20 protein-coding genes and 4 pseudogenes are annotated in these 24,987 nt (G+C 42.5%); 19 read left to right on the forward strand and 5 right to left on the reverse strand.

Going from position 1 to position 24,987, the window contains the following annotated elements:
* Window positions 1-216: 216 nt before the first annotated feature.
* The 5 genes from OB236_RS06580 to OB236_RS06600 all read left to right on the forward strand — a co-directional run bounded on the left by OB236_RS06580 (window position 217) and on the right by OB236_RS06600 (window position 7,120).
* Complete coding sequence (locus OB236_RS06580; protein ID WP_408638417.1) at window positions 217-1,182, forward strand: ABC transporter permease; 966 nt, start codon at window positions 217-219, stop codon at window positions 1,180-1,182.
* 14 nt (window positions 1,183-1,196) lie between these two features.
* Window positions 1,197-2,066, forward strand: coding sequence for a carbohydrate ABC transporter permease (locus tag OB236_RS06585; RefSeq protein WP_262683246.1), 870 nt, complete (start codon window positions 1,197-1,199; stop codon window positions 2,064-2,066).
* Between the two features lie 42 nt (window positions 2,067-2,108).
* A complete protein-coding gene (locus OB236_RS06590) occupies window positions 2,109-3,773 on the forward strand; it encodes an extracellular solute-binding protein (protein ID WP_262683247.1) in 1,665 nt (554 codons plus the stop codon).
* A gap of 63 nt (window positions 3,774-3,836) precedes the next feature.
* Window positions 3,837-6,377 (forward strand): hypothetical protein, encoded by a 2,541-nt coding sequence (locus OB236_RS06595; protein ID WP_262683248.1) that lies wholly within the window; start codon window positions 3,837-3,839, stop codon window positions 6,375-6,377.
* Window positions 6,378-6,631: 254 nt separating this feature from the next.
* Window positions 6,632-7,120 (forward strand): NUDIX domain-containing protein, encoded by a 489-nt coding sequence (locus tag OB236_RS06600; protein WP_262683249.1) that lies wholly within the window; start codon window positions 6,632-6,634, stop codon window positions 7,118-7,120.
* Window positions 7,121-7,536: 416 nt separating this feature from the next.
* Here the strand turns inward: OB236_RS06600 and OB236_RS06605 are convergent, their stop codons facing one another.
* Complete coding sequence (locus OB236_RS06605; protein WP_262683250.1) at window positions 7,537-7,950, reverse strand: MerR family transcriptional regulator; 414 nt, start codon at window positions 7,948-7,950, stop codon at window positions 7,537-7,539.
* Window positions 7,951-8,047: 97 nt separating this feature from the next.
* Here OB236_RS06605 and OB236_RS06610 point away from each other — a divergent pair, with 97 nt between their 5' ends.
* The 3 genes from OB236_RS06610 (at window position 8,048) to OB236_RS06620 (ending at window position 11,144) form a co-directional block, all read left to right on the forward strand.
* On the forward strand, window positions 8,048-8,878 hold the full coding sequence (locus OB236_RS06610) for an SDR family oxidoreductase (RefSeq protein WP_262683251.1): 831 nt from the start codon (window positions 8,048-8,050) through the stop codon (window positions 8,876-8,878).
* A 560-nt stretch (window positions 8,879-9,438) separates the two neighbouring features.
* Window positions 9,439-10,236, forward strand: a complete 798-nt coding sequence (locus tag OB236_RS06615; RefSeq protein ID WP_262683252.1) for a phosphotransferase — start codon at window positions 9,439-9,441, stop codon at window positions 10,234-10,236.
* Between the two features lie 332 nt (window positions 10,237-10,568).
* Window positions 10,569-11,144 (forward strand): dihydrofolate reductase family protein, encoded by a 576-nt coding sequence (locus tag OB236_RS06620; protein ID WP_262683253.1) that lies wholly within the window; start codon window positions 10,569-10,571, stop codon window positions 11,142-11,144.
* Between the two features lie 325 nt (window positions 11,145-11,469).
* Here OB236_RS06620 and OB236_RS06625 read toward each other — a convergent pair whose 3' ends face one another.
* Entirely contained in the window at window positions 11,470-12,399 is a 930-nt protein-coding gene (locus OB236_RS06625) for a helix-turn-helix transcriptional regulator (protein ID WP_262683254.1), read from the reverse strand.
* Between the two features lie 98 nt (window positions 12,400-12,497).
* Between OB236_RS06625 and OB236_RS06630 the strand changes: the two genes are divergently transcribed.
* The 5 genes and pseudogenes from OB236_RS06630 to OB236_RS39990 all read left to right on the forward strand — a co-directional run.
* Window positions 12,498-12,962, forward strand: coding sequence for a VOC family protein (locus tag OB236_RS06630; protein ID WP_262683255.1), 465 nt, complete (start codon window positions 12,498-12,500; stop codon window positions 12,960-12,962).
* 65 nt (window positions 12,963-13,027) lie between these two features.
* The gene (locus OB236_RS06635; RefSeq protein WP_262683256.1) at window positions 13,028-14,203 is read left to right on the forward strand and encodes an MFS transporter; all 1,176 of its coding nucleotides are present in this window, start codon (window positions 13,028-13,030) and stop codon (window positions 14,201-14,203) included.
* A 41-nt stretch (window positions 14,204-14,244) separates the two neighbouring features.
* A complete protein-coding gene (locus tag OB236_RS06640) occupies window positions 14,245-14,814 on the forward strand; it encodes a YdeI/OmpD-associated family protein (protein WP_262683257.1) in 570 nt (189 codons plus the stop codon).
* 191 nt (window positions 14,815-15,005) lie between these two features.
* Window positions 15,006-15,140 (forward strand): annotated as a pseudogene (locus OB236_RS40315) (IS6 family transposase); the annotation flags it as partial.
* A gap of 19 nt (window positions 15,141-15,159) precedes the next feature.
* Window positions 15,160-15,306 (forward strand): annotated as a pseudogene (locus OB236_RS39990) (DDE-type integrase/transposase/recombinase); the annotation flags it as partial.
* Between the two features lie 288 nt (window positions 15,307-15,594).
* On the opposite strand, the gene OB236_RS06650 reads toward OB236_RS39990, so the two are convergent.
* Window positions 15,595-16,065 carry a MarR family winged helix-turn-helix transcriptional regulator gene (locus OB236_RS06650; protein ID WP_262683258.1) on the reverse strand — a complete coding sequence of 157 codons (471 nt, stop codon included), beginning with the start codon at window positions 16,063-16,065 and terminating at the stop codon, window positions 15,595-15,597.
* 159 nt (window positions 16,066-16,224) lie between these two features.
* On the opposite strand from OB236_RS06650, the gene OB236_RS06655 reads away from it, so the two are divergent.
* The 5 genes and pseudogenes from OB236_RS06655 (at window position 16,225) to OB236_RS06675 (ending at window position 21,418) form a co-directional block, all read left to right on the forward strand.
* On the forward strand, window positions 16,225-16,977 hold the full coding sequence (locus OB236_RS06655; protein WP_262683259.1) for an SDR family oxidoreductase: 753 nt from the start codon (window positions 16,225-16,227) through the stop codon (window positions 16,975-16,977).
* Between the two features lie 93 nt (window positions 16,978-17,070).
* On the forward strand, window positions 17,071-18,042 hold the full coding sequence (locus OB236_RS06660) for an aldo/keto reductase (protein WP_262683260.1): 972 nt from the start codon (window positions 17,071-17,073) through the stop codon (window positions 18,040-18,042).
* Between the two features lie 61 nt (window positions 18,043-18,103).
* A pseudogene (locus OB236_RS06665) lies at window positions 18,104-18,348 on the forward strand (hypothetical protein); the annotation flags it as partial.
* A gap of 245 nt (window positions 18,349-18,593) precedes the next feature.
* Window positions 18,594-20,210: a spore germination protein gene (locus OB236_RS06670; protein WP_262683261.1), complete on the forward strand. Its 1,617-nt coding sequence runs from the start codon at window positions 18,594-18,596 to the stop codon at window positions 20,208-20,210.
* A complete protein-coding gene (locus OB236_RS06675) occupies window positions 20,207-21,418 on the forward strand; it encodes a Ger(x)C family spore germination protein (protein ID WP_262683262.1) in 1,212 nt (403 codons plus the stop codon). The genes OB236_RS06670 and OB236_RS06675 overlap by 4 nt, the downstream gene beginning before the upstream one ends.
* A 229-nt stretch (window positions 21,419-21,647) precedes the next feature.
* Here the strand turns inward: OB236_RS06675 and OB236_RS06680 are convergent, their stop codons facing one another.
* Complete coding sequence (locus tag OB236_RS06680; protein WP_262683263.1) at window positions 21,648-22,742, reverse strand: GerAB/ArcD/ProY family transporter; 1,095 nt, start codon at window positions 22,740-22,742, stop codon at window positions 21,648-21,650.
* Between the two features lie 375 nt (window positions 22,743-23,117).
* Here OB236_RS06680 and OB236_RS06685 point away from each other — a divergent pair.
* A pseudogene (locus OB236_RS06685) lies at window positions 23,118-23,497 on the forward strand (IS5/IS1182 family transposase); the annotation flags it as partial.
* Between the two features lie 597 nt (window positions 23,498-24,094).
* Here the strand turns inward: OB236_RS06685 and OB236_RS06690 are convergent.
* Window positions 24,095-24,976, reverse strand: a complete 882-nt coding sequence (locus OB236_RS06690; RefSeq protein ID WP_262683265.1) for a carbohydrate ABC transporter permease — start codon at window positions 24,974-24,976, stop codon at window positions 24,095-24,097.
* Window positions 24,977-24,987: the final 11 nt, after the last annotated feature.

Here is a 24,987-nt window from a genome sequence, read left to right on the forward strand (position 1 = left end):
CTCCCTTGCACAGCATGTTCGACTAAATAACCTCTGTTCAGCTCATAGAACAGGGGTTATTTGCATTTTGCAGGATGATTGTAGAGACGATTTGAAAAGATCGAAGATATTCAAAGAAACATCGTAAGTTATTCAAGGTAATACCGGCAGCCTTTTCTTATAATTAGAGCAAGCTTAAGTTTTCAGTTAGCCAAAAGAAGGAAGGAACGAGTGTACATGCACCAACAACTAGATCATACAAGTAGGATTCGATCGGATCCAGCCAGGAAACCGAGCGAAGCTATCAATCGGAGCCGCAGATGGAAGTCCAACCTTCCTTTGCTGCTGATGTTTATACCGGGAATGCTCTATTATGTCATTTTCAAGTATGTGCCGATGGGCGGTTTGATCATTGCTTTTAAGGATTACAATTTTTTTGACGGTGTATTCGGGAGCCCATGGGTCGGTTGGAAAAATTTCGAAACCTTGTTTAGCCAAACAACTACAGTGCGAATTATTCGCAACACGTTAGTTTTGAGTAGCTTAAGCATATTTATCGGGTTCCCGTTTCCTATCCTGCTGGCAATTTTGCTGAATGAAGTAAGGAAAACCTGGTTTAAACGTGCTGTGCAAACGATTGTCTATTTACCGCATTTTTTTTCCTGGGTCATCATCGGGGGTTTTGTAGTCACCCTGTTTTCCGTAGAATCGGGGACCATTAACCATTGGATTGAAGCATGGTTCGGCAAGCCCTTTCCTTTCCTATATGATGCTACTTCATGGATTACTGTCTATGTAGGATCGGGAATATGGAAAGAGATGGGCTTCAGCGCGATTATTTACTTGGCAGCCTTGACGACGATTGACCCGGCATTATATGAATCGGCCAGCATCGATGGAGCGAGCAAGTGGAGGCAAATCTGGCATATTACAATACCAGGTATCAGCACGACGATTGTGCTTATGTTCATTTTAGCTATGGGAAGAATTATGGAGGTCGGCTTTGATCATATTTATGTCCTACAAAATGCTGTGGTGTCCGAAGTAGCTGATGTCATCAGCACCTATATGTACCGGGTAGGACTGCAGGGAGCGCAGTTTAGTGCGACAGCAGCAATGGGATTTTTTGAGTCGTTGATTGGATTGATTCTTGTTCTTGCGGCCAATGCGATTGCACGTAAATTCGGCAGCGGCCTTTGGTAGGGAGGGGTACAGAGTTGAAAAGCACACGGAGTGAAAAATTGTTTTATAGTTTCAATTATATTGTACTTACGATAGTCGGACTAAGCTGTTTGTTTCCTTTACTGCATATTATCGCACTGTCATTTAGTGATATTCAGGAGATTGCGTCCGGTAGGGTGTCGATTTATCCGATAGGCTGGAATACAGATTCATTCTCTGCGCTGATGAAAGGGACAAGAGTGGTGGAGGCCTTTCAGAATAGTGTAATATTGACACTGGTCGGAGTAACACTCAGTATGATTGCGACAATTGTTACAGCTTATCCGCTCTCACGGCGTATATTTATAGCTCGTAGGTTTTTCACACTTGCTGCTGTATTTACGATGTTGTTTACTGGGGGCTTGATTCCTACCTACCTCTTAGTGAAATCTCTTGGATTGATAAATTCTTACTGGGCGATTTGGCTGCCAGGGTTATTAAGTACGTACAATATGCTGGTCATGCGGACTTTCTTTGAGAATATTCCCGAGGAGGTAGAAGAGGCTGCAAGGATCGATGGCTGTGGTGAAATGCGCTTGCTTTTACAAATATTTTTGCCGCTTTCCATGCCTGTTATAGCTACGTTAGTATTATTTTATGGAGTTGGATACTGGAACAGCTTCATGAATGTGTTGATATATATGAACCAGACCGATAAATACAATTTAACGGTGCTTATCCAGCAAATGATTCAGAGCCAATCGCTGCTTCAGGAACTAGTCAGTGAAGGTGAACCCGTCCAAGTTGTGCCGGAATCATTGAAGGCGGCAGGTATTCTAGTTATGGTCATTCCAATGCTGGTCGTCTATCCGTTCCTTCAAAAGTACTTTGTTAAAGGGGTTATGCTGGGTTCCGTGAAGGGCTGATACCTAGATCATGTGATAACATTTCGAAAGGGGTTAACAAATATGGAAAAGAAAAAAATGTGGGTTGCTTCGATGGCAGTGGTGTTGGCGAGCGGTACGCTTCTTGCGGCGTGTTCATCGAAGGAGGGGAATGGAACCGGGCAACAAGCGGCTGAGGTGAAGAAGGATATTACAGTTTCTGTTTATGACCGGGGTAACGTGGCGCAAGATGAAGGGACAATAGAAAATAATCGTTGGACCAAATGGATTAATGAGAAAGGACCGGCGAATGTAAAATTCGTAGCCATACCTCGGACAAACTCCCAGGAAAAAATCAATGTCTTGTTTGCATCGGGAAGTGCGCCTGATTTGTTGTTCGAATACGCTCCTAATATTAAGAATCCGTTGTATGACCAGAAGCAGCTGATGCCGCTGGATTCGTTGATTGAAAATTCTAGTGTTGATTATAAAAAGCTTTTGCAGGAGAATCCTGTTTTGAAAAAAGCGGGCACCAAGGCAGACGGGAAATTGTACGAATTCGGCCGTCTTAATTGGGTGGAGCCTATTCGTGGATTAATCATCCGGACGGATTGGCTTAAAAAGTTGAATTTGGAGATGCCGAAAACTACGGAGGACTTATATAAAGTTGCAAAAGCGTTTGCAGAACAAGATCCGGATGGGAACGGGAAAAAGGACTCCTATGGCATTGCACTCAGCTCAAGCTCAGAGGCAACGATCAATCAAATATTCCAAGCTTCTCAGAAGTGGGATGTGAAGGATGGGCAATTGGGAATCAATTGGGAGCAAAGTAAAGATTTAAACGCGTTCAAGAAGAAATTGTATGATGAGGGGATTATCGATAAGGATTTTATTAACGATAAGAACGGCGCTAAAGCAAAGCAGGATTTCATTAATGGGAAAGTAGGAATTTATCCGTTCTTAGGCGTAAACTCAACAGATATGATCCTCAGTATGATCGATCCGTTAAAGAAGAATGTAGCTACAGCGACTGTTGCTTATATGCCTTATCCGAAAAGTCCTTTTGGCCAGTTTATTCCGACTCTTCAAAATCCAATTCAAATGACTGCGGTGGTCAATGCAACAGCAAAGAACCCGGATGCCGTTATGAAGTATGTCGATTTCATTAGCCGTAATACCACACTGGATACGCTTACCAATGGAAATGAAGGGGAGCACCATAAGGTCGTGGATGGATGCTTAGAGGTCATTGATAAAGACAAAATGAAGAAGCAGGTAAGCGATGTAACTGGCGATATGAGAATGCTGGAAAACAGTGGATTACGCTTTGATAAATGCTCTATTCCGATTGTGAAGTATAAGAGCGATCCAAGAAAACAGGAATACCAGGACTTTTATCAATCACTCCGCGATACCTACTTAACCTTTGATAAACCGTATGCTGAATTGACCCATTCTGAACATATGCCCCAGCCCCCTAAGGAGCTTGCGCTTATTCAAACTAACGCGGACAAAGCGATTTCTGATATCTGGACGAAAGCGCTGGTTAGCGGAGAGAAATATACGATCGATCAAGCACTGAAGGATGCTAAGGATGCCTGGGAGAAAGCGGGAGGCAAACAGGTCGAGGATTGGTATAAAAACTGGTACATCAATGAGAAGGATAAAGCGGTTCTTGCCAAGGATATCATTGAAGTGGCCAAGAAGCAGGATGAACAGTACAAGAAGCTATTGAAGGAACTGAAATAAGAATATTCGAAAAGCTTGTCTGGCTGGCACCATATTGAATGTGAAATTATAGGAGGATGCTTAATGGAATGCAGGCCCATTCGTGAGTGGTTATATGCCGGTCCGTTTGATAAAGATGTATCTCACCTGTATGAAGATAATTATATAGTACCTGTGGAGCCCTACCTTCCTATGATCGAGGAAGCTTGCCAAATCATGAATGGATTGGCGCCCGCTGAGGGGGAATCTGTGGTTTTCTTGGAGCAAGAGTCCATGTGGAGCTTCGCCAGAACAGGCCCATCCGAGAAAAAAATGACTTGGGCGCGGTATGGTACACATGCCCGCCTGCTAGTTACATACGCATATAGCCGACTTATCGTACTGCAATCAGGTATTTACCGCTGTAGACTATGGCTTTATGGGAGCGCAGCGATGATGCTGAACGGTGAAATCATATTTACACATCAAAGCGTTGGAAGGGTGGACGAAGAGTTTGTCTTAGATATCCATTTGCAGGAAGGGGATAACGAATGCTTATTGATGCTGGCCAATGTCCACCTCCATTGCACAAATTCGTTCAGCCTCACGATTGAATCCGAGGGGATACAAGCCTATGTACCACTTCTATTGGGGAATGAGGGGCGTACTGAGCTTGAAGAGGATTTAGGGGGCTTTTACTTGGCGAGCCCCGTTATCCAAGGCGAAGATTCAATAACCGTTCAATGGGACCGGCCTGTAGCAAGTAAAGGAACATTCATTTTTACGGTGCATCGTGGAAACAGTGGAGTGTCCAAGGGCGTCATTATCGAGATTGCCACAATGCTGGATGAACACCAACGATCCCTGCGACTGGCCTCATATGATGAGCTTCCCGCTGGTGGGCAATATTTGATTACGGTTGACTACCGTTCTGAGCAATCCATGCAATCCGGGCTAGTGACAGGGATTACCCTTCAAGTCATCTATGTTGATTATTTTGCTGAGATGGTGCCCTCAGGGAATTATAAAGAGCGCCAGCGTTATTTGCTGGAGCAGACAGGTCAGCTGCAGCTTGCCGAAATACCGGAACCTGCCTTGTACGGTATTTATCGGGAGCTGTCCAGGCTTGAATCAGGAATGGATAATGAAGTGGATGTGCAGTCCATACGCAAGACCCTATCGTATATCAACGAAAGGTATGATTGTGCTGACTTTGCCATGCACGGACTTCTTCGCATATATTATAAGCACCGCACTAATCCCATCTTGCCGAATGAGTTGAAAGAGGAGATGAAAGCCTGTATTCTTGGTTTTAAATATTGGGTGGATGAGCCGGGCAAATCGCTGATGTTCACCCGATCGGAGAATCACGAAATCTTATTTTTCAGTGCCGAATATTTGGCTGGACTGCTGTTTCCGGCAGATAACTTCACAAACAGCAATCAAAATGGCTTGTTTCATGCATTAAAGGGGCGGTTAAATGCCGAACGATGGATCAAGGAGAAGGGCATGTACGGATTCACTGAATGGCATTCCAATACTTATTACGAGGAAGATTTGCTGGCCATGCTCAACCTGTTCGATTTCTCCGAAGAAAACAGCCCTATACGGATTTTAGCCAAACAGCTCATAGATTTGATTCTTGCGTTCATTTCTTCCCACAGCTATCAAGGAATTATGGGTACTACGCACGGAAGATGCTACGAACAAAGCATTATATACCCTGAGTTGGAGAGTATGAGGACTATGAATTGGCTGTTATTCGGGCTTCCAAAGATAATGGTCCGAAAGCTTTCGATTGGAGCGGTCTCTCTGGCTAGCAGCTGCTATGAGCCTCTTCCCGCATGGGAGCATATTGCCTCAAGCACGGAGCCCTTGCTTACTCGAACTCGGATGGGGTTGTTTCCATCCAGCGGCATGGGAGGGGTCAATACATCGACCTTCCGTACAGAGCACTATATGGTATCCGGCTTAGTGGAGTCCAAGAAAGGCGAGTTCAGTGCTCAGGCACAAGCCGGGCAAATTTTGCTGGACGGAGGGGTCCCCGTATTTGTCTCATGCTTCGATAACAAATCCAAGACAACGAGGCCTTCTTATTGGGGCGGGCAATACCGGATGCCGAAAACCATTGCCTATCGCAATGTCCTTGTTTATATTTACCGCATTGATTCCGTGGCTGGGTTTACACATTGTTACTTTCCCACTAAACAATTTGACCAGGTGCGGGAGCACCATGGCTGGCTGTTCGGACAAAAGGGCGATGCGTATGTAGCTGTCTATTCGTTGAAGCCGTACCACGAAGTTACTGAGGGTGAATACGGCGGCAGGGAGCTTCTTTGCCTGGACAAGCAGAACATTTGGCTGTTGGAGGCGGGGAGCGTGAAGGAATGGGGAAGCTTTGATTCGTTTGCGAAATCAATAAGCGAAGCCCCAATTGAGTTGTTGGGAGAAGATATCCTATATACCTCCCCTTCAATTGGCAAGGTAGAGCTAGGTTGGGAACGTATATGCACAGTGAAGGGAATACCAGTACTCGAAGACGATTACCCGCTGATTGATAATCCTTATGCATTTGGCGAATACGGAAGCGGGATCATTAAATTGAATCTATCGGGCATAAAGAAAACGTTAAACTTTCAGTTCTAAATGAAACAAATCGGTGCCGATCTGACGGGGATTTCGCCGATGACGAACATTAGTTCTTATTACTTGGTATTTCTCGATATGCCCGATCGCCTACTTATATAAGGCTATCGGGCATTTTGAATGATGTTGAAAAGATTGAAAGGGAAGGAATCAGATATCTTATAGAAAATACCTATAGCTATATATAATATAGCTATTATTATGAATAAGACTTCTGTGGTAACATTCCAATAAATGGTATTGGAGTGATTCATATGAGAGTTACTTGTTCTGCGGGGGGATTAATCGTTAAGAACAACAAAGTGGTGCTTGTGAAGATTACATATGGTGTAAATAAGAATTATTGGATGATACCAGGGGGATTTGTTGAAGAAGGGGAAACATTTGAAGAAGCAGCAATAAGGGAAGTACAAGAAGAAACTGGGATTGTAGCTCGACCTAAAAGACTTATTGGTGTTAGAACGGGAACTAAAGAGCTTCAAAATGGAATAGAGCTAGGTATATATTTCATCTTTGAGATGGAATTGATATCCGGTGTCTTATTTGCTGATGGATCAGAGATTTCAGAAGTTCAGTATAGATCAGTTGATGAAGTACTTAAAGATTTACATGTTGTAAGTTTAACTCAGGAAATATTGCGTACATACGTAAGCGCATTGCCAAACTCTGGATTAAGCAAATTTGGGAACTCTATCCAAACGAATCATAAATACATCCATTATAATGTTTACACTTTAGCCTAGCGATACGCTAAACTGGAACAAGAGAGTTAAATAATCTAAGAGGACAAGAACATATATCCATTTGAGTCTGCGTTTTACACGGATTTTTAATTTTATGGATGGGTAGAAATCAAGGGGAACGAACGTATAATAACTACTTTCCCCCTGGTGAAGTCCCCAATAAAACGGATTCGAACTTGGGCTGATTCTGTTGGATCAGCGATTACTGACGTATTCATGAACCGTTTTCAAGAACAGATGAATTTGATTTGTAGTCAAACCAATTGAAATTTTAAATCAATGATGGAAATTTGCAACACCCTTAAGATTCTAAATCCAATTGACAGGCTGAAACCAAGAATTGCCGGTATGATTACTGAAGCTAACCTTAGTGGACTACCGATTTTCATCATTATGGCTTTTTCACGATTATATGGCTAGATGTTAATTCGAAGACGCAATTCCGCCATCATAGCCTCAGCTTGCTGTGGATCTTCATTCAGCAGCTTCCTGTATGTCAGCATCCAATTCAGCGTTACAAGCATATGATCGTATTCGTCCTTCCTGCGCTCGATCTCATTGATCTTCTGAAGAATCCATTCTATTACTTCTTGGTTCGTGCGTGCGTTCGTATCGTGATCCTGCAAAATCGTCTTCAGCTCAGCTAACGAGCAGCCGATGCCTTGAAATTTCTTAATCAGCTTTAACCGTTCAATTGCTTCGTCTGAGTAGTTGCGGTAATTATTCTTCTCTCGCTGAATATGCCTGCTGTCAAGCAAGCCTTCCTTCTCATAAAAACGAATGGTGTGGGGTGTTAAACCCATCAAGTCTCCTAATTCTTGAATTTTCATATGCAATCATACCTCCAAACGCTTGCCTTAGAGTTTACTTCATAGTTTATACTAGAGTCATATCTTCGTCAAATGCTTAAGGAGGCGTAAAACTATTATGCGTATATTCGTTACAGGTGCAGCAGGTTATATTGGTACAGCTGTTGTCCGCGAACTCATCGGTGCGGGCCATCAGGTAGTTGGTCTGACCCGTTCAGAGAGTGGTGCTCAAGTATTAGAAAGCTTGGGAGCTGAGGTGGCTCGCGGTGTTTTAGAGGATCTGGATTTACTGCGCAGCAGTGCAGCCACTTCAGACGGTGTTATTCATCTGGCATTTAACCACGATTTCTCTAATTTCGCCGCATCACTAGCAACTGATCTTCGCGCCATCGAAGCCATGGGAGAGGGGCTTGCGGGCTCCAGTAAACCACTTGTTATCACAGCTCATGCTAATGGCAAAGCATCGGAGGATGCAGCACTTTCATTTATAGAACAAGGCGTGAGAGCATTGATCGTCTCGCTTGCACCTTCCGTGCATGGAGAAGGAGATAAAGGCTTCGTGCCGCAATTAATCCGGATCGCCCAGGAAAGAGGCTCTTCGGCTTACATTGGAGACGGCACTAACCGTTGGCCAGCGATTCATCGCTTGGATGCGGCAGTTTTGTTCCGCCTCGCAGTAGAATCTGCGCCTGCAGGCTCACGACTGGATGGTGTGGACGACGAAGGCATTCCGTTCAGCGACATTGCCGGTGTCATAGGTCGTCACGTGGATGTGCCGGTAGTGAGCATCCCTCGTGAAGAGGCACAAGCGATCTTCGGTTTTCTCGGCATGGTCGCGTCGCTTGACTTAGCAAGATCAAGTGAAGGGACGAAGGAGCTGCTCGGCTGGAAGCCTGTCCAACATGGGCTTCTCGCAGATCTGGAGCAAGGACATTATTTCACAAAATAGCGTTAGATAAATGGAAGAAGGTCACAAAAAATAACCATCGCATCTTCGCGATTCGCAAGGAAATTGGAAGGAAGGAAATGAGAATGAGATAAAGTTCTTGTCATCCGAAAATACGACGGAGAACGATAGTCGAGGAGCATGCCGCGTGGCAGCTCCTCGTTTTTTTATTAAAGTAACGGGCAGAATGATGCGGTTCTGAAAGCGTTAAGCGAAAGTTAGGCTCTGGAAGGAAAAAACGTTAACGCGATATACTTCCAGAAGCTGGCTCCTATTGCGCCAAAGACGGATTTCGACGCTCAAGCTGATACGATTACCCGTAGAGATCCCGTTAATATCGGTCTGGGTAAAATAGATGTGAACAGCGCATTGCGTAAGGCAGAGGATGATATTAACAAGTACATCGACGCTGAAATGAAGAAATACGCGATGAAGCCGTGCCTTGGAAACTGAGATTTTTCATACCCGGTTTTGTTGCATCCTTGATTAGAACGCCTTCAACCTGTATATTGGAGGCATTGTAAGACTTAAAGGCGTTTCTGCGATACTCGCTATTAACAGCAGTGCTTGCTGGCGGTGCTAATTCTCTTCCATTAGTATCGATAACCCCTCGCCCTCTTACATTAACGTTACATGGCTGGGATAACACTGTTTTTCTTGTCGGGGCCGAATATGTATTTCGCTTTCCAAGAAGAGAAGTTTCCATTAATCGTTTAAGGATGGAAGGAAAGATACTACCTAAGCTTAAAGATTATTTTTCCATTGCCTATTCCTTACCGATATTTTTTGGGGAAGGGGATTATGATTATCCTGCACCCTTCCTTGGCTACCCCTATTTGTCTGGAGAGTTTCCAATCGGATTAACGGACATGCAACGTGCGTTATCAGCAACAACGCTCGCACAATTTTTAAAAAGCTTACATGCATTCCCTGTGAAAATTGCCCAAGAAAATGGGGTTCAACATGACCATAGAAATATGACTGATATTGCGATGCGTAAGGAAAAGATGCATACCTTCATTTCCGGCCTTGCCCTTCATTTTAATGAAGAAGAGCACCGTGTAATATCGAATTATTTGGCACAGCTCAGAACTGAAAGAGTGAAACCAAAGTGCGTATTCCTTCATGGTACCCTTCATTTTAAAAATATGCTGGTAGATGTGAATGGAAGGATTTCAGGGATTATTGACTGGGGAGATATCCATATAGGACATCCTGCTTGTGACTTGAATGTTGCGTATAGCTTTTTACCTCCGGATGCGCGTTCTGACTTTTTCAAAGAATATGGGGATGTAGATGAAGAAACAAAGATATTGGCTCGATTGATTGCCATATATATACCCATTTTGATAATGATGTAGGCAATTGATGAAAAAGATGAAAGGTTGGTTGATGAAGCAAAAACGAACATTAAACGTGCTCTCGCTGATTAAGGGGCAGATCCAACATTTTGACGGTTTTATACGCTTAGCATTAGCGGACAGGCATTCGTCACATTCCTGACAGTCTTAGCGGACGTAACAAGCCGATTTCCGACTGATTGATGACCGCTAATGAAGTTTAGTGGTCATATGTGTGGGATTACGATGGGCAGTTTAGATTAGCAATCCATAAGAAACAACCCAAGTTGAATTATGCTAAAATGTAGTTAATGTATAATGTAAATATCCTCATGAACAAAGGAGAACTGAAAATGAGAAAACTCGTTCTATTTCTGCACGCATCGCTTGACGGTTTTGTAGAAGGGCCGAACGTTGAAATGGACATTGGCTGGATTTCATACGATGCTGATTTGGAGAAACACGCGAAAGAAATTCTGAGTACTGCCGACACTGTCATTTGGGGACGTGGGACTTATCAGATGATGCACAGTTACTGGCCATCTGTGCCTTCGAACCCATCAGCTTCGCAGCATGAACGGAATCATGCCGAGTGGATCGAAAAGACAGCCAAAATCGTTTTTTCCACGACGCTGGAGAAAGTCGAATGGAACAATACCAGACTGGTGAAAGAAGATGTCGAGGAGGAGATCAAGAACCTCAAACAGCAGCCGGGCAAGGATATGGTCATCCTCGGCAGTCCAAGGTTCGCACACTACCTTATGCAGCTTGATTTAATAGATGAGTATAAAATTACGGTTTCTCCCGTCCTGATCGGCAGCGGGTTGCCGTTATTCCAAGGTCTCAAGGAGAAGATCAATCTTAAACTTATCGAAAACAAGACATTTGATTCTGGAGCCATAGGCCTCGTTTACCAGACGGTTAGATGACCTTGTCTCCTAAATTAGATTACGCTAAAACCAGCTAACATCTTGTCAACATTTTCAACCAGCTTAAACATGGTTTCTACAAGTAGGGGCGATCAGTTTTAGCGACGGGCTATGATCCCAGGAGAACGATCGATCTGCCCCGGCTACTGACTACTCATACACCACAAAAACAAAAGTGGTCAACCAGTAAAAACTGGCTGACCTCATAATACGACGGTTAACGATAGTGTAATTACCAGGGAGCAGATCGCCGAGGCAACTGCTCCCTGCTTTCATTAAAGACGGGCAGCATAGTTTAAGAATATGCGTCGCCAACATTTTGATGTTAATGGGAGCCTTTTGAAGTATACTTCTCCATCATTTTATTTAAATAATCTCGAAAGTCTTCAACATAGGTTTTGGGCTCTACGATTTCCAAATTTGTACCGAAGCTCGCTAAAAATTGAAATCCATTACTGTTTTGCGGAATATGGATTGTTGCTAATAAATAATCAGAGCTATAGTTTTCAATGCTCTTTCGACCGTACCTTTCAATGAATTGATCTTTTATGCTAGGCGAAATCAACACCTTGACTGCGACTAGTTCCGGCTGATAACTTGCTTCCTGCTCTTGTTCCAATAAATCATCTCTTGGGCTAAACGTTTGTTCATTCATATTAAGTTGATCGATCCGAAATAATTTGAACGTTCTATTTCTCATGCGATGTAAACAGAATCCCTTCAGATACCAACTCGTTTCGCTAAAATGAAGCTGATAGGGCTCGACAGTTCTTTTTGTCACAGTGCCATTTTTATCTATATAATCAAATGAAACTAAGTTTTTCTTTAATATGGCTTCCTGACATGTCTTCAAGGTTTGACGAATCTCAGACCGACCCTCCCAATCGTAAAAAGACAGTTGAATTGAACCTTTCGGAGCCAGCGGGCTAACCATAGCTTCTATTTTTTTGATCGTCATTTCAACTCCTTCGCTAATTAGAATTTGTTCCAATCCGCCGAGCGCAGTCAATATATTCTCTAAGTCGGAGTTGCTTAAAAGACGTTTATCAACCTTGTATTCATCCATAATGCCGTAACCGCCATGAACTCCATTGACCGAATAGATCGGTATGTTTGATAAACTCAAGGTTTCCATATCGCGAAGAATCGTTCTTTTGGAAACGTTAAATAATTGCGCGAATTCTTTGGTGGTCACGACGACATTTTTTTTCAGCAAGATCATGATGATAGAGATAAGTCTCTCAACCTTTTCCATCCGTTTCCCTCTTTTTTTAATTTAGTATGAAATAGTGACATACAGCTGTCACCTATTATATATTATACTACATTTATAAAAGAAGGAGGTTATGCTTTATGTCAGCTATTGCATATTTAAACTTTGATGGAATTGCAGAACAAGTGATTGAATTTTATTCGGTGGCTTTGAACGCAATTGAAGTAAAAAAAGCGAAATTCGGGGATATCCCGCAAGATCCAAACTATCCAATGCCGGAAAATGAGTTAAATATGATCATGGAGTCTTCCATAGAATTCGCAGGCGGGAAAATCATGATGTCAGACATTTTGCCTTCAATGAAGGCAGTAACAGGTGAGCTGGTGAAAGGGAATAATATTCTGATTAGTCTAGTCATCGATGATAAGCAAAAACTTGAAGAATACTTTAGTCAGTTGTCCCTTGGCGGCCATGTCATCATGCCGTTATCCAATACGCCTTGGTCTTCGTGTTTTGGAATGCTAGTTGATAAGTTTGGGATCAGCTGGAAATTTAATAGCGACGCCGATCAGTTTCTTGATAACGTAATAGCCAACAAACAGTAACTCATTCTGAAAAATGGTCTTGCAACTGAAGGCCATTTTTTTATGCACCGATGGAGGCATGATTGATGAAAAATAGCTATTCTTCGCTTATCTTTTTTTTGGCTTTAGGTATATTTGGCATCATAACAACTGAAATGGGCATGATCGGAGTTCTTCCCCAAGTCACTCAAAAGTTTCACATAGCGCCCTCGGAGGCTGGGTACCTTGTGAGTGCATTTGCTTTAATCGTTGCCATTTCAGGCCCATTCCTAACATTACTCACTTCCGGCATGAATCGAAAAGCGATCTTACTATCCGCTATCCTGATGTTTGCCATCTCTAATTTGGTGTATGCTTATACTACCAGTTTCGAAGTGATGCTGGCTTTCCGGATTGTTCCTGCGTTTTTTCATCCTGTCTTTTTTTCGATTGCGCTTGCGACGGCTGCCAGCCTTGTTCCTCCCGAAAAGATCAGCAAAGCGGTCACCAAGGTTATGGCCGGAGTAACCGTTGGATTCGCTTTTGGCGTGCCGATTACATCCTATCTCTCCACAAAAATTTCGCTGGAAGCTGCTTTTCTGTTTGGAGCTATTGTGAGCGTCATTGCCTTTATAGGCATAATGGTTTGGCTTCCTTCAATGCCTGTTAAGGAAAGAATGTCTTTCGGCAAGCAGCTCGGCATTTTGCGCAAACCTCAATTGTGGTTAACGATCTTGATCGTGGTGATGATCTTTACAGCGATGAGTTCGGTTTATAGCTACTTTGCCGAATATCTCGGAGAAGTCACCCATATGAACGGTACCTGGATCAGCGTGATGTTGATGGTCTTTGGCGTCACCATGATTGCAGGGAACTTCTTGTTCGGGTTCTTACTGAACAAAAGCATGATAAAAACGGTTATCCTGTTTCCTCTCGTATATGTGGTCATTTACTTATTTACTTATTATTGGGGTTCTCATTTTTGGCCGATGGCGGTCATTGTATTTGTGTGGGGAGCTGTACATTCCGGGGGGCTTATTCTAAGTCAAGCCATGTTGATGACTGATGCGAAAGAAGCTCCCGAATTCGGTAACAGCTTATTTGTTTCCTTTTCTAATGTTGGCATTACGGTAGGAACATGGATTGGCGGCTTGTTTATTTCCCAGTTGGGTGCGCATCAGCTTATCTGGAGCGGTATTATGCTTTTGTCACTTGCTTTCATACTGATCATAATAAAAGCAGCAATTTCCAAATCGCATGTCGAGAAAGCAAGCATGAATTAACGGATATATGATAAATGGTGAAAGGAGATTCTTTTTCAAATATGGAAATGGATAATTTAATTCCCGTAAAATCGAGAGAAAAGTTCAGGTTTTGGCTACAGAAAAATAGTAAGACTGAAAAATCTTGTTGGGTCTTGGTTAGTATGACGCCCAAATCGGATACGCTCTTTTATTTGGATGCGGTCGAGGAAGCTTTGTGCTTTGGATGGATCGATGGAGTCAAGAAGAAAAAATCTGAATCGGAGCTGGCTCAGAGACTTTCTCCTCGTAGCAAAAAAAGCTCATGGACTGAATTGAATAAAGAACGTGTTCGCCGCCTGGAAAAGTTGGGGTTGATGACAGACGAAGGAAGAAAGGTTCTTCCTGATATGGATTACGATTCTTTTCGAATCGATCCGGTTATAGAGCAAAGGCTTAAAGAGGAAAAGCAAGTATATGAGAATTTCAAGGCATTTTCTGATCTGTATAAAAGAGTTCGGATCGACACGATACAAAGCATAAAAAATCAACCGGAATTATTTGAGAATAGATTAGACAAATTCATAGCAAACACGAGAGAAAACAAAATGTACGGCCAATGGAATGATAATGGACGTTTACTAGATAATTAAGATGCTCTGGGGAATTTTCAAACCTTTAAGCCAGCCAGATTATAGCAGAAAGAGATCTCGCCAACACTTTAACAGGGTTGTGGTGCAAAGCTCGAATTCATGATAGCATGATTGAAACGAAATCATGGGATGGGGCTAAAACGTTGGAAACGGAATTAGATTTGTTTAAGTGGAAGTAGTATGAATCAGAGATTATTTTGCTAACCATAAGATGGTATTTAAAATATAGCCTTAGTTATCGTAATCTAGTAGAGATGATGGAAGCACGAGTACTACATATGGCTCATACAACCATTATGCGATGGGTTGGACGAGAAGGTGATGAAACAAGAAACATTACTACGACAACAGAAATATCTGAACAATATAATTGAACAAGATCATCGATTTATAAAGAAAATCATAAAACCAATGCCGGGATTCAAGTCTTTCAGTACTGCAGAGAGAACAATTACCAGAATCGAAGTCATGCATATGATAAAGAAAGGGTAGGTTGAATGCAATCATTCGTCTGTCCTTTTTGCAATAGACTTAATCAATAAAATGTTTGGTTTGATTGCATAGTCAAACAACAATATGGCGACTATCTTTAATCTGTTTTAATAGTTGCACCAAAACCGAAATAGACTGCAGCGCGTTTCGGGTCACAGAACGATTGAGGTGCCTAAAGGGGCTCTTGCTGATAGAAAGCAAATGCCCCCTCCGCTATGTTGGCGGAAGGGGCCAGTTCCTTGTCAATTGCAGTAATTTTATACCTTGTGCTTAACATCAATACAGCGATCAAGGGGACGGGTCTTTACAAGACAATGAGGCATTTTTTTTTGTTCTTTCCGCTAGTTTAGTAATCGACTCAATGTCTTGATCGGTTAATAGATCTAGAAAATGCTTGCGTATTGCCTTTGAGACTATGGGATGGGCATCATCCAAGGCTGACTTTCCGTCGGAAGTAATGATGACTTGAACACCGCGATCTGTGTCTAGTGGTTTCCTCAGAACAAGACCGCGTTTTTCCATCCGCGTTAGATGATGTGATAGTCGGCTCTTATCCCAGTCCATCGATTCAGCTAATTCCTGTTGGCGAAGCTTACCATTCCCGAATTGGACTAACCGGTCTAATACTCCAAAATCACCCTCGGATAGTCCTGTGTATTCAGACATTTCTTTTACAACGCTACCAAAGATTTGTTTAAAAGAACTTTTCCACATATTCCATATTCGCATTTCGGCTTCGTTTAGTTCGTTCATATCCATAAGAAGATAATAACATGGTTGACGTATCAACTGCAAGGTGCTACACTGCATTTAGGTTGACACGTCAACTACATGGTGACGTCGATCTAAGATTGACATATCAATTTTGAGTTGTATTACAAAGATCTCATAGTCGATTCTAGAAAGGGAGTTATTACTATGCAGGAAAACCCCGTCGCCTTGGTCACCGGGGCCAATAAAGGAATCGGTCTTCAAATCGCGAAGGATCTTGCAGCGCACGGCTTTACCGTGCTCATCGGATCGCGCAATCTCGAGAAAGGGGAGACGGCTGCGAAGAGCGTCGAAGCGGATGCCCGTGCCATCCAGCTTGATGTCACGAATCAGGATTCCATCTCCGCCGCTGCAGCGCGTATTCGCAGCGAACTCGGCCGTCTCGACGTGCTCGTCAACAACGCGGGAATATCGCACGCCGGTCAGCCGGGAAGGCCGCTCGAGGAGGTTGGGAAATCGGGTCGACCAAGCGTCGCTTCTCTCGACGAAGTACGTGCGGTGTTCGAAACGAATGTGTTCGGCGTGATTGCCGTCACGCAAGCGATGCTGCCGCTCCTGCGTGAAGCGCCGGCGGCACGTATCGTTAACGTATCAAGTGGCTCTGGCTCGTTGACGTTGAACGCGGACCCTACCAATTCGCATCGCGAAATGTTTGGCGCTGTTTACGCCCCGTCAAAGACGGCTCTCAATGCGATTACGCTCGCCTTTGCCATTGAACTCATGTCGACAGGCATAAAGGTCAATGCGGTATCTCCGGGCTTTACTGCAACGGATCTCAACAACTTCGAGGGAACGGGCACTGTCCAGCAAGCTGCTCGTCATCCCGTACGCCTTGCGCTGATTGGCGAGGACGGTCCGACGGGAACGTTCTCAAGTGAGAGACGCGAGCTCCCATGGTGAAATAGTCGCTAGCACTGGATCAACATTGAGATATGTATTGACAACCTGAAGGTGTGGTTACCTTCCAAATATACTTAAGGAGTGTGTTATCAAATGGAATATGTAAAACTTGGACGCAGCGGCTTGGATGTTTCACGGTTAAGCCTTGGGACCATGAGCTTTGGGGTATCTGAACGCGGCAATGCCCCATGGTCATTGAATGAAGAGCAAAGTAGACCGATCATTAAAAAAGCATTAGAATGGGGCATCAACTTCTTCAGTACCGCCAATATGTATTCCGACGGAACAAGCGAAGAAATTCTCGGACGTGCATTAAAGGACTTTGCTCGTCGTGACGAAGTCGTCATTGCCACAAAGGTCTTTGTTCCGATGCGCAAAGGTCCGAATGCTATGGGGCTTTCCCGTAAGTCCATCATGACCGAAATGGATAACAGTCTAAGACGACTCGGAACAGACTACATTGATCTGTACCAGATCCATCGTTGGGATCCTAATACGCCAATTGAAGAGACAATGGAGACACTCCACGATTTAGTTAAAGCGGGCAAGGTAAGATACATCGGAGCATCCTCCATGTTGGCATGGCAGTTTGCGAAAGCTCAGCATGTCGCGGAGCGCAATGGTTGGACACGGTTCATTTCCATGGAAAATAGACTTAACTTGCTTTATCGGGAAGAAGAAAGAGAAATGCTCCCCCTTTGCAAAGATGAGGGAATTGGCGTTACCCCATACCTGCCTTTGGCTGCAGGTCGGTTAACTCGGGTTTGGAATGAGCAGACCTCGCGATCCGAGAATGACCAGGTAGCAAAGGGATTATTTGTTAAAACGGAAGAGGCTGATCGTAAAGTTGCGGAAAGAGTTGCGGAAGTTGCCGCTGACCGGGGAATTCCACGTGCACAAATTGCACTTGCATGGTTGCTGCAAAAGGAAGAGGTCACAGCTCCAATTATCGGCTCAACCAAGATCAGTCATCTCGAAGACGCGGTTTCGGCGTTGTCGGTTAAATTGACACCTGAAGAAATTACGAGTTTAGAAGAACTTTATATACCGCATCCATTAGTATAAATTGGACACAAACACACAACGGCTCTTGGGGCGAACACTTCTATGGTGTTCGCCCTCTTATATGGTTGTTCATGAGAGTGGGACATTTACTTTGGAAACGGAATTAGATGTATTTAAGTGGAAGCAGTATGAATCAGAGGTTATCTTGCTAACAGTACGATGGTATTTGAAATATAGTTTAAGTTATCGTGATTTCGTAGAAATCATGGAAGAACGGAGCTTACATATCGCTCATACAACGATCATGCGATGGGTTCAGGAGTTTGGACCACAGAACTAGACAAGCGAATTCGTACCTATTTGAAGCCGATTTTAGTTGAATGTAATCGTCATCGCCTTTCAAGTTAAATGATCAAGTACTGATTTTGAGATTGAGCCAAAATTTATATTGGATAATAATAATTTAGATAAGTCCATGTTGACGATCAACATAAAAACGGATTCACACGTTCCAATCGTTAGTTTCATAGCTGATACTGAATATTATTTCCTCTGGATAAAACCTTGCAACTCTAACTATACTATGAAAAACAATTGTTGGAGGTGTGGCCTTGTTTGAAAAACAAAAAAACTTCTTCAAATTATTAAAAATTGCAAAATCACGACAACATTCGCCCCCCCAACAATCAAATGTTGAAGATGATCTCAAATATACAATCGATGTAAAACTGGACCATAACCTTTCAGTGCTAAAAGGCTTCTTGAGCAAAGGTGAAGATGTCATATTCAGGGAATTCCGACTTGGCGACAAAAACAAAACAAAAGCATTTATCTGCTGGATAGACGGTTTGGCGGATCAAGAGTATATTAACACAAGTATTATCAAACCTTTGATGAGGAATATACAAATAGTGGAAAAACAGGAGGGGGAGATTCAAACTGCGAATTTGTTGAAGGTAGTGGAAGAGCAAATTATCAGTGCTTCCAGTTTAAAGGAAGTCACTTCGATGGATGAGGTTCTCGGTGCTGTATTATCAGGGCAAACTGTTTTATTTATTGACGGATTTTCTACCGTATTGAACATAGCTTCGGTGGGCTTTATTTCCAGAGCTGTAACCGAACCCGAAACGGAAACGGTCGTTCGTGGTCCCAAGGAAGGGTTTACGGAATCCATTCTCACCAATACATCGTTAATTCGCAGAAAGATCAAGAATCCGAAGCTGGTCTTTAAATCCTATATTCTGGGAAAACAAACCCATACGACGGTTTGTATTAGTTATATTGATGGAATCGCCAATCCAAACGTTGTGGAAGAAGTAATCAGCAGGCTAAAACGTATTGAAACGGATGCCATTTTAGAATCAGGATACATTGAACAGTATATCGAAGACCATCCTCTCTCGCTATTTTCAACGATTGGAAACAGTGAAAAAGTGGATGCAGTGGCTGGGAAAATGTTGGAAGGTAGAGTGGCTATCCTTTGTGATGGGACTCCATTTGTGTTGACCGTTCCGCGTTTATTTATCGAAAACTTCCAAATCAGCGAAGATTATTATACACGACCCTATGCCGCTACATTTTTAAGATGGATCAGGATGCTTTCCTTTCCTTTTTCATTAATTACCCCGGCTGCTTATGTGGCGGTAGAAACCTATCATCAAGAAATGCTTCCCACCATTCTCCTTACTTCGATGGCTGCGTCTCGCGAAGGAATTCCTTTTCCGGCTGTTATTGAATCCCTGATGATGGTGATCGTCTTTGAAATCTTAAGGGAATCGGGGGTCAGGCTTCCTCGGGCTGTAGGTCAAGCGGTCAGCATCGTAGGGGCATTAGTGATCGGACAAGCTGCGGTTCAAGCGGGGCTTGTTAGTGCTCCGATGGTAATTGTTGTAGCTCTTACAGGAATTACAAGTTTTATTGTTTCACCTTTATATGACTTCATTATTATTGCAAGATTGGCCCTTATCATATTAAGCAGCATTTTGGGATTTTACGGGGTTGGTGTTGGTTTAATGTTTATGATTGCGCATCTGTGCTCTTTAAGCTCTTTCGGAACGCCCTTTCTTGCTCCCTTTACACCATTAATATGGAGTGACCTGAAAGATACCTTTATCAGACTGCCTTTATGGTTAATGAGAACTCGGCCTGCATCCATTGGATCGGGAAATAGAACAAGATACATTGCCCCGGACATGCCTAAACCGGAAAATGAAGGTGAGCAGAAATGAAATGGAAAGTACCTTTTATCGCCATAATGGTTTCACTCCTTGTTTCCGGATGTTGGGATCGCAGAGAATTGGATGACATAGGCATAGTTGTTGCAGTAGGGCTTGATAAAGATTCAAGAACCAATGAATATATGGTTACATTACAAATTGTGCGTACAAGCGTTCTTCAAACTATGGGTGGAGTGAATAATGAAGATCCTATTGAAATCTTCTCCGTAAAAGATAAAACATTACTTTCAGCTATAAGACTTGCATCGAAACAGTTTGACCGAAAACCGTTCTTCGCCCACAATAATGTGATTGTGATTAGCGAAGAACTAGCCAAAGAAGACATTATCCCGCTAATTGATGTTTTCCGAAGAGGGAGCGAATCACGGGATTTGACGTGGATTTATATAGCTAAGGGGACAACAGCCAAAGAAATATTAGGGGTAAAGACAGGAGTTGAAACGCTTCAAGGGACGTATTTGAATAAGATCATAAGAAATGTACGTCGGATATCCGCCGACGCAAGCGCCGTCAATCAATTGGAGTTGACGAAAAAATTGTTGGTTTCGGGCATCCAGCCAGTTCTAGGTGCAATGGAAATTATCGAAGAGGAAAAACCGCAAGTCGAAATGCAGAAAAAAACGAAAACTTCAAAAGGTGTAAAAATTACAAGTACGGCCGTTTTTAAGAAAAATAAATTAATAGGGTATTTAAACGATAAAGAAACAAGAGGATTGAACTGGGTAACTCAAAATGCGCAAGGAATAATCCAGGTACCTGCCACTCTTCAAAAAGACAAACTGGTTTCGATTGAAATTAAACGTACACACGGTCAGATCATACCCCAAATCATCAACGACAAAATCCATTTTTTGATTAAAATCAAGCAGAAATCCTCTATGGAAGAGTCTGCAAGCCAAGGTATTGAGTTGAAAAATGATATAGAACGAAAACTCCTTGGTTTCGCAAAGGTCATAGAAAATGAACAAGAAGTGGTTATTGAAGAGGAAATTAAAAAAGCGGTCCGACAAGCACAACGAATGAAATCGGATATATTCGGGTTCGGTCAGGCTTTGCATAATAAATATCCAAAGGAGTGGAAAAAGGTTGAAAAAGATTGGAATGATAAGATTTTTCCTGAAGTTGAGTTTGAAGTTCATGTGCAAGCCACTATCCGCAGAATAGGACTCATTGACATGCCGATTGTGCCGAAAGAGTAAGGGAATTGAATAGCACATATGCATCCGAATCCCTTACTTTTTGCCTGGGAAATAGGTTATAGCGATTAAACAAAGACGATATAGTACAACTAAAGGCAGTATCATAATAAAGAGCTTGCTTCCAAAAAGTATGCAGCATACATAGAGTCCGTAGGAATTTAACGATTCCTTGATAAATGCCGGATCAAATAAGATAAACGGATTATAGATATCCATTTTCGACTGTTCCTCACGTTTGATAGTTTTTTTGGTGCCATTTTTTCAACCATAAGATGAGCAAGATCATGGTGGGTAAAGTCCATCCGAAAATAGGGCTCATATTCCTTACAAAGGCAGTAAATCCTACAAAGCGGTGATATTCCATGCTTGGAAAGTAGAATAAACTATAAATAAAATTAAATATTCCGATTCCCCAAATCACCGGGTGTTCATTTTGTATTTTAAAGATCGTACATATCGTACGAACCCCTGCATAAATAAAGATCATCATTTTAAATAAGGTACCCCAAAAAATGATGATGGTTCCAAATAAGTCCAAATGGGTAATGATATTGCCCACATTGATAAGTCGAATTAAGCTGACGAGGGGTACTTTCATATTGGCGGCATATTCAGCTCCAAGAACACTGATAATCGAAAAGACGGATAAGGTAATTACCAATCCCGATACTCCTACAGCCCAAAAGGATGCTTTTCGAATGGATTCTTTGGGGTGAACATACTTCCAGTACATCAGCAAGACACAGGATTCTCCGAACGGAAATCCTATAATTGGATGTGCTGCTTTTAGCACGGGAACCGGCCCCTCTCCCATGATGGGAAGCAATTGATTAAAATGCATTTCACCCGATATAAAGATCAGGAGATATGAGGTGAAGAGCATAATTAACATAAAGGGAAGTATAAATTCACATGTCCGACCGAATACATTAAGTCCAAGTATTAAAATGTAGGAGGAAACCAAAACAAATGGTACGAATATTACAGACTTCGGTGTATTGGTAAGAAAGGTCAACGTCATAAGATCTCCGAATTCGCTCAAATTAAAGCAGGCAATATGATTCCAATACAACATATACATGATCACTAGAGGTATTGCGAGCCATTTGCCTAATACCTCATTCAGGATTTCGACCCAATTTTTATCAGGGTAATTTTTTTGAATTTCCAACCATATCCACAACATGGCGAGTGCACCAAGCGTACTAATCATCACGGCGATCCAGGCGTCTTGCTTTGCACTGATTCCAAATGCAAATAAGGTAGTCGTGCCGATTTCAAACAGCATGATTATAGAAATAAGTTGTTTAGGGTTAAGTCGCATTCGCAGCATCCTTTTCTAAATAAGGTATGATAATCTAGTTTGTCCATGTTTTTATCAAAGATACTGACTGAAATTATATTCGTCGACCTGCTATAGCGGTGAGTCGGATTGAGGCATATGAGGGTCAGTTAGTGACGGCATGAGCACACAGGAACAGACCCACTCGTGTGCCCAAAATGCGAGTGTTATTATGAGTACAAGGGTGAAGTCTGCCTAAAAGAAGGTCAATTAGTGATTAAGTAAAAAGAACTACCAAGTTTAAGAGAGGCCACTGAAAAAGTCCCCTTCATGTAAAAGGTGCAGTCACTCAAAATTTTTGAGGAAACTGCACCTTTTTTCGGTATAATCAGTTATCAATCCAAGTAGGTGAGCCCGATGATACAACAACAGCAAACCATAACTTTAAGTCCATATATAGAACTGTATAATTTGATTGTTCCTAAAGACAACATGTTGCGGCAAATCAATGAGCTGGTTGACTTCTCATTTGTCTACGAAGAGCTGAAAGAGCGTTACTGCCTAGATAATGGTCGAAATGCTATTGAACCGATTCGGATGTTAAGTACTTGCTGTTGAAGGACATGAACCTTCTGGACATGCTCCTTGGAAAAACGGTGGAAATTGCGGTCGAGAACAATATTATTAAGAGCACAGCGATCATCGTAGATGCCACGCATACCAAAGCTCGCTACAATCAGAAGTCTCCACGAGAAATTCTGCAGGACCGTTCACGAAAATTAAGAAAGGCCATTTACTCAAACAATTGCCGAAATCGAAGTCATGCATATGATTAAGAAAGAACAGGTCGATTGCTATCATTCGTCTGTCCTTTCTGAATACAACTGCAATTCAGTATTGGAAAAAGAATGGTGGGTAGCTTTGCCTAACGTCCTATATCATTACAAGCACTTATAAAGAGGTCTTATTGGACATTAAGCTATCGGATGCGATAATTTAACGCACAAAGGGAGCAGACCGTTGCCACAGCTGCACCCTTTGTGCATTGAAGTAACGGGCAGCAGACCATCTTTTGATGTATTGGCTTTTTTAGCAGATAATTATAAGGTTGATATGAATTGGTTGATTATAAATCGGAACGTTGAACTTCACTTAGGCTTACAAAACGATGAGCTAGTTATCGCAACCAATTACAACGTTACCGAAAGTGAGTTTTCGATTAGGATTCGGACAATGCCTTGTTACGTTCGAATGCCACAAAATTATTATTTAATGGGATTGTTATAACTCTTAGCATCCATAGCACCCTTACAGCTCTATTCGCAGCAAAAAGCCCTTCCCACGACAAACGCGAAAAGGGCTTTTGCTGTTCGGGTTCGCTATAATTGTCAAGTTTAACCTTTGAGCGCTCCAACCATTACTCCCTTAACAAAATACTTCTGCAAGAATGGATATGCCGCCAAGATAGGAAGTGTAGCAACCATAATTGTTGCATATTTTATCGTTTCTCCAATTGCTGCTCTGTCCTGAGCTACTGTTCCGGACATCATTTCATCCGTACTGTTGGAAATCAGGATTTCTCTCAGCGCCAGCTGCAACGGCCATAATTCTCTATTTCTTAAGTAAATCATGGCGCCAAACCACGCATTCCAGTGGCCTACCCCATAATACAGCACCATAACGGCAATGGTTGGCAAAGCCAGTGGCAAAATGATTTTAAATAGTATGATGAAATCATGTGCACCATCTATATGGGCAGATTCTACCAAACTATCCGGAATTCCCTGGAACGCCGTTCTCATGATAATCAGATTCCAGGTTCCGATTGCTCCGGGAATGATCAAAGCCCATAATGAATCCATTAAACCGAGATTCTTGACTAACAAGAAATTGGGAATTAGCCCGCCACCGAAAAACATGGTGAACACAATCATGATGGTAATCGGCTTTCTCCAGAAGAAATCTTTCCTGGAGAGAACAAAAGCTCCCATGGATGTCATAATAATATTGTAGGCCGTACCGACTACTACAATAAAGAGCGTATTCAGATACCCGGAATAAATGATTGGGTTTTTTAACACAGCTTTATAAGCCGCTAGGCTCAAATTTAATGGCTTTAGGAGTAAGCCGCTATGGGCTGTAAGCTCATCTGCACTGCTCAAAGATGCAAAAATAACATAAACAAACGGATAGGCCGTTATCACAGCCAGTGCTGCTAATATAATAATATTCACCGAATCGAAAATGTAATCCCCAATTGTCTTTTTGACAACCATACCTTCCACTC

This window comes from Paenibacillus baimaensis (assembly GCF_025567575.1).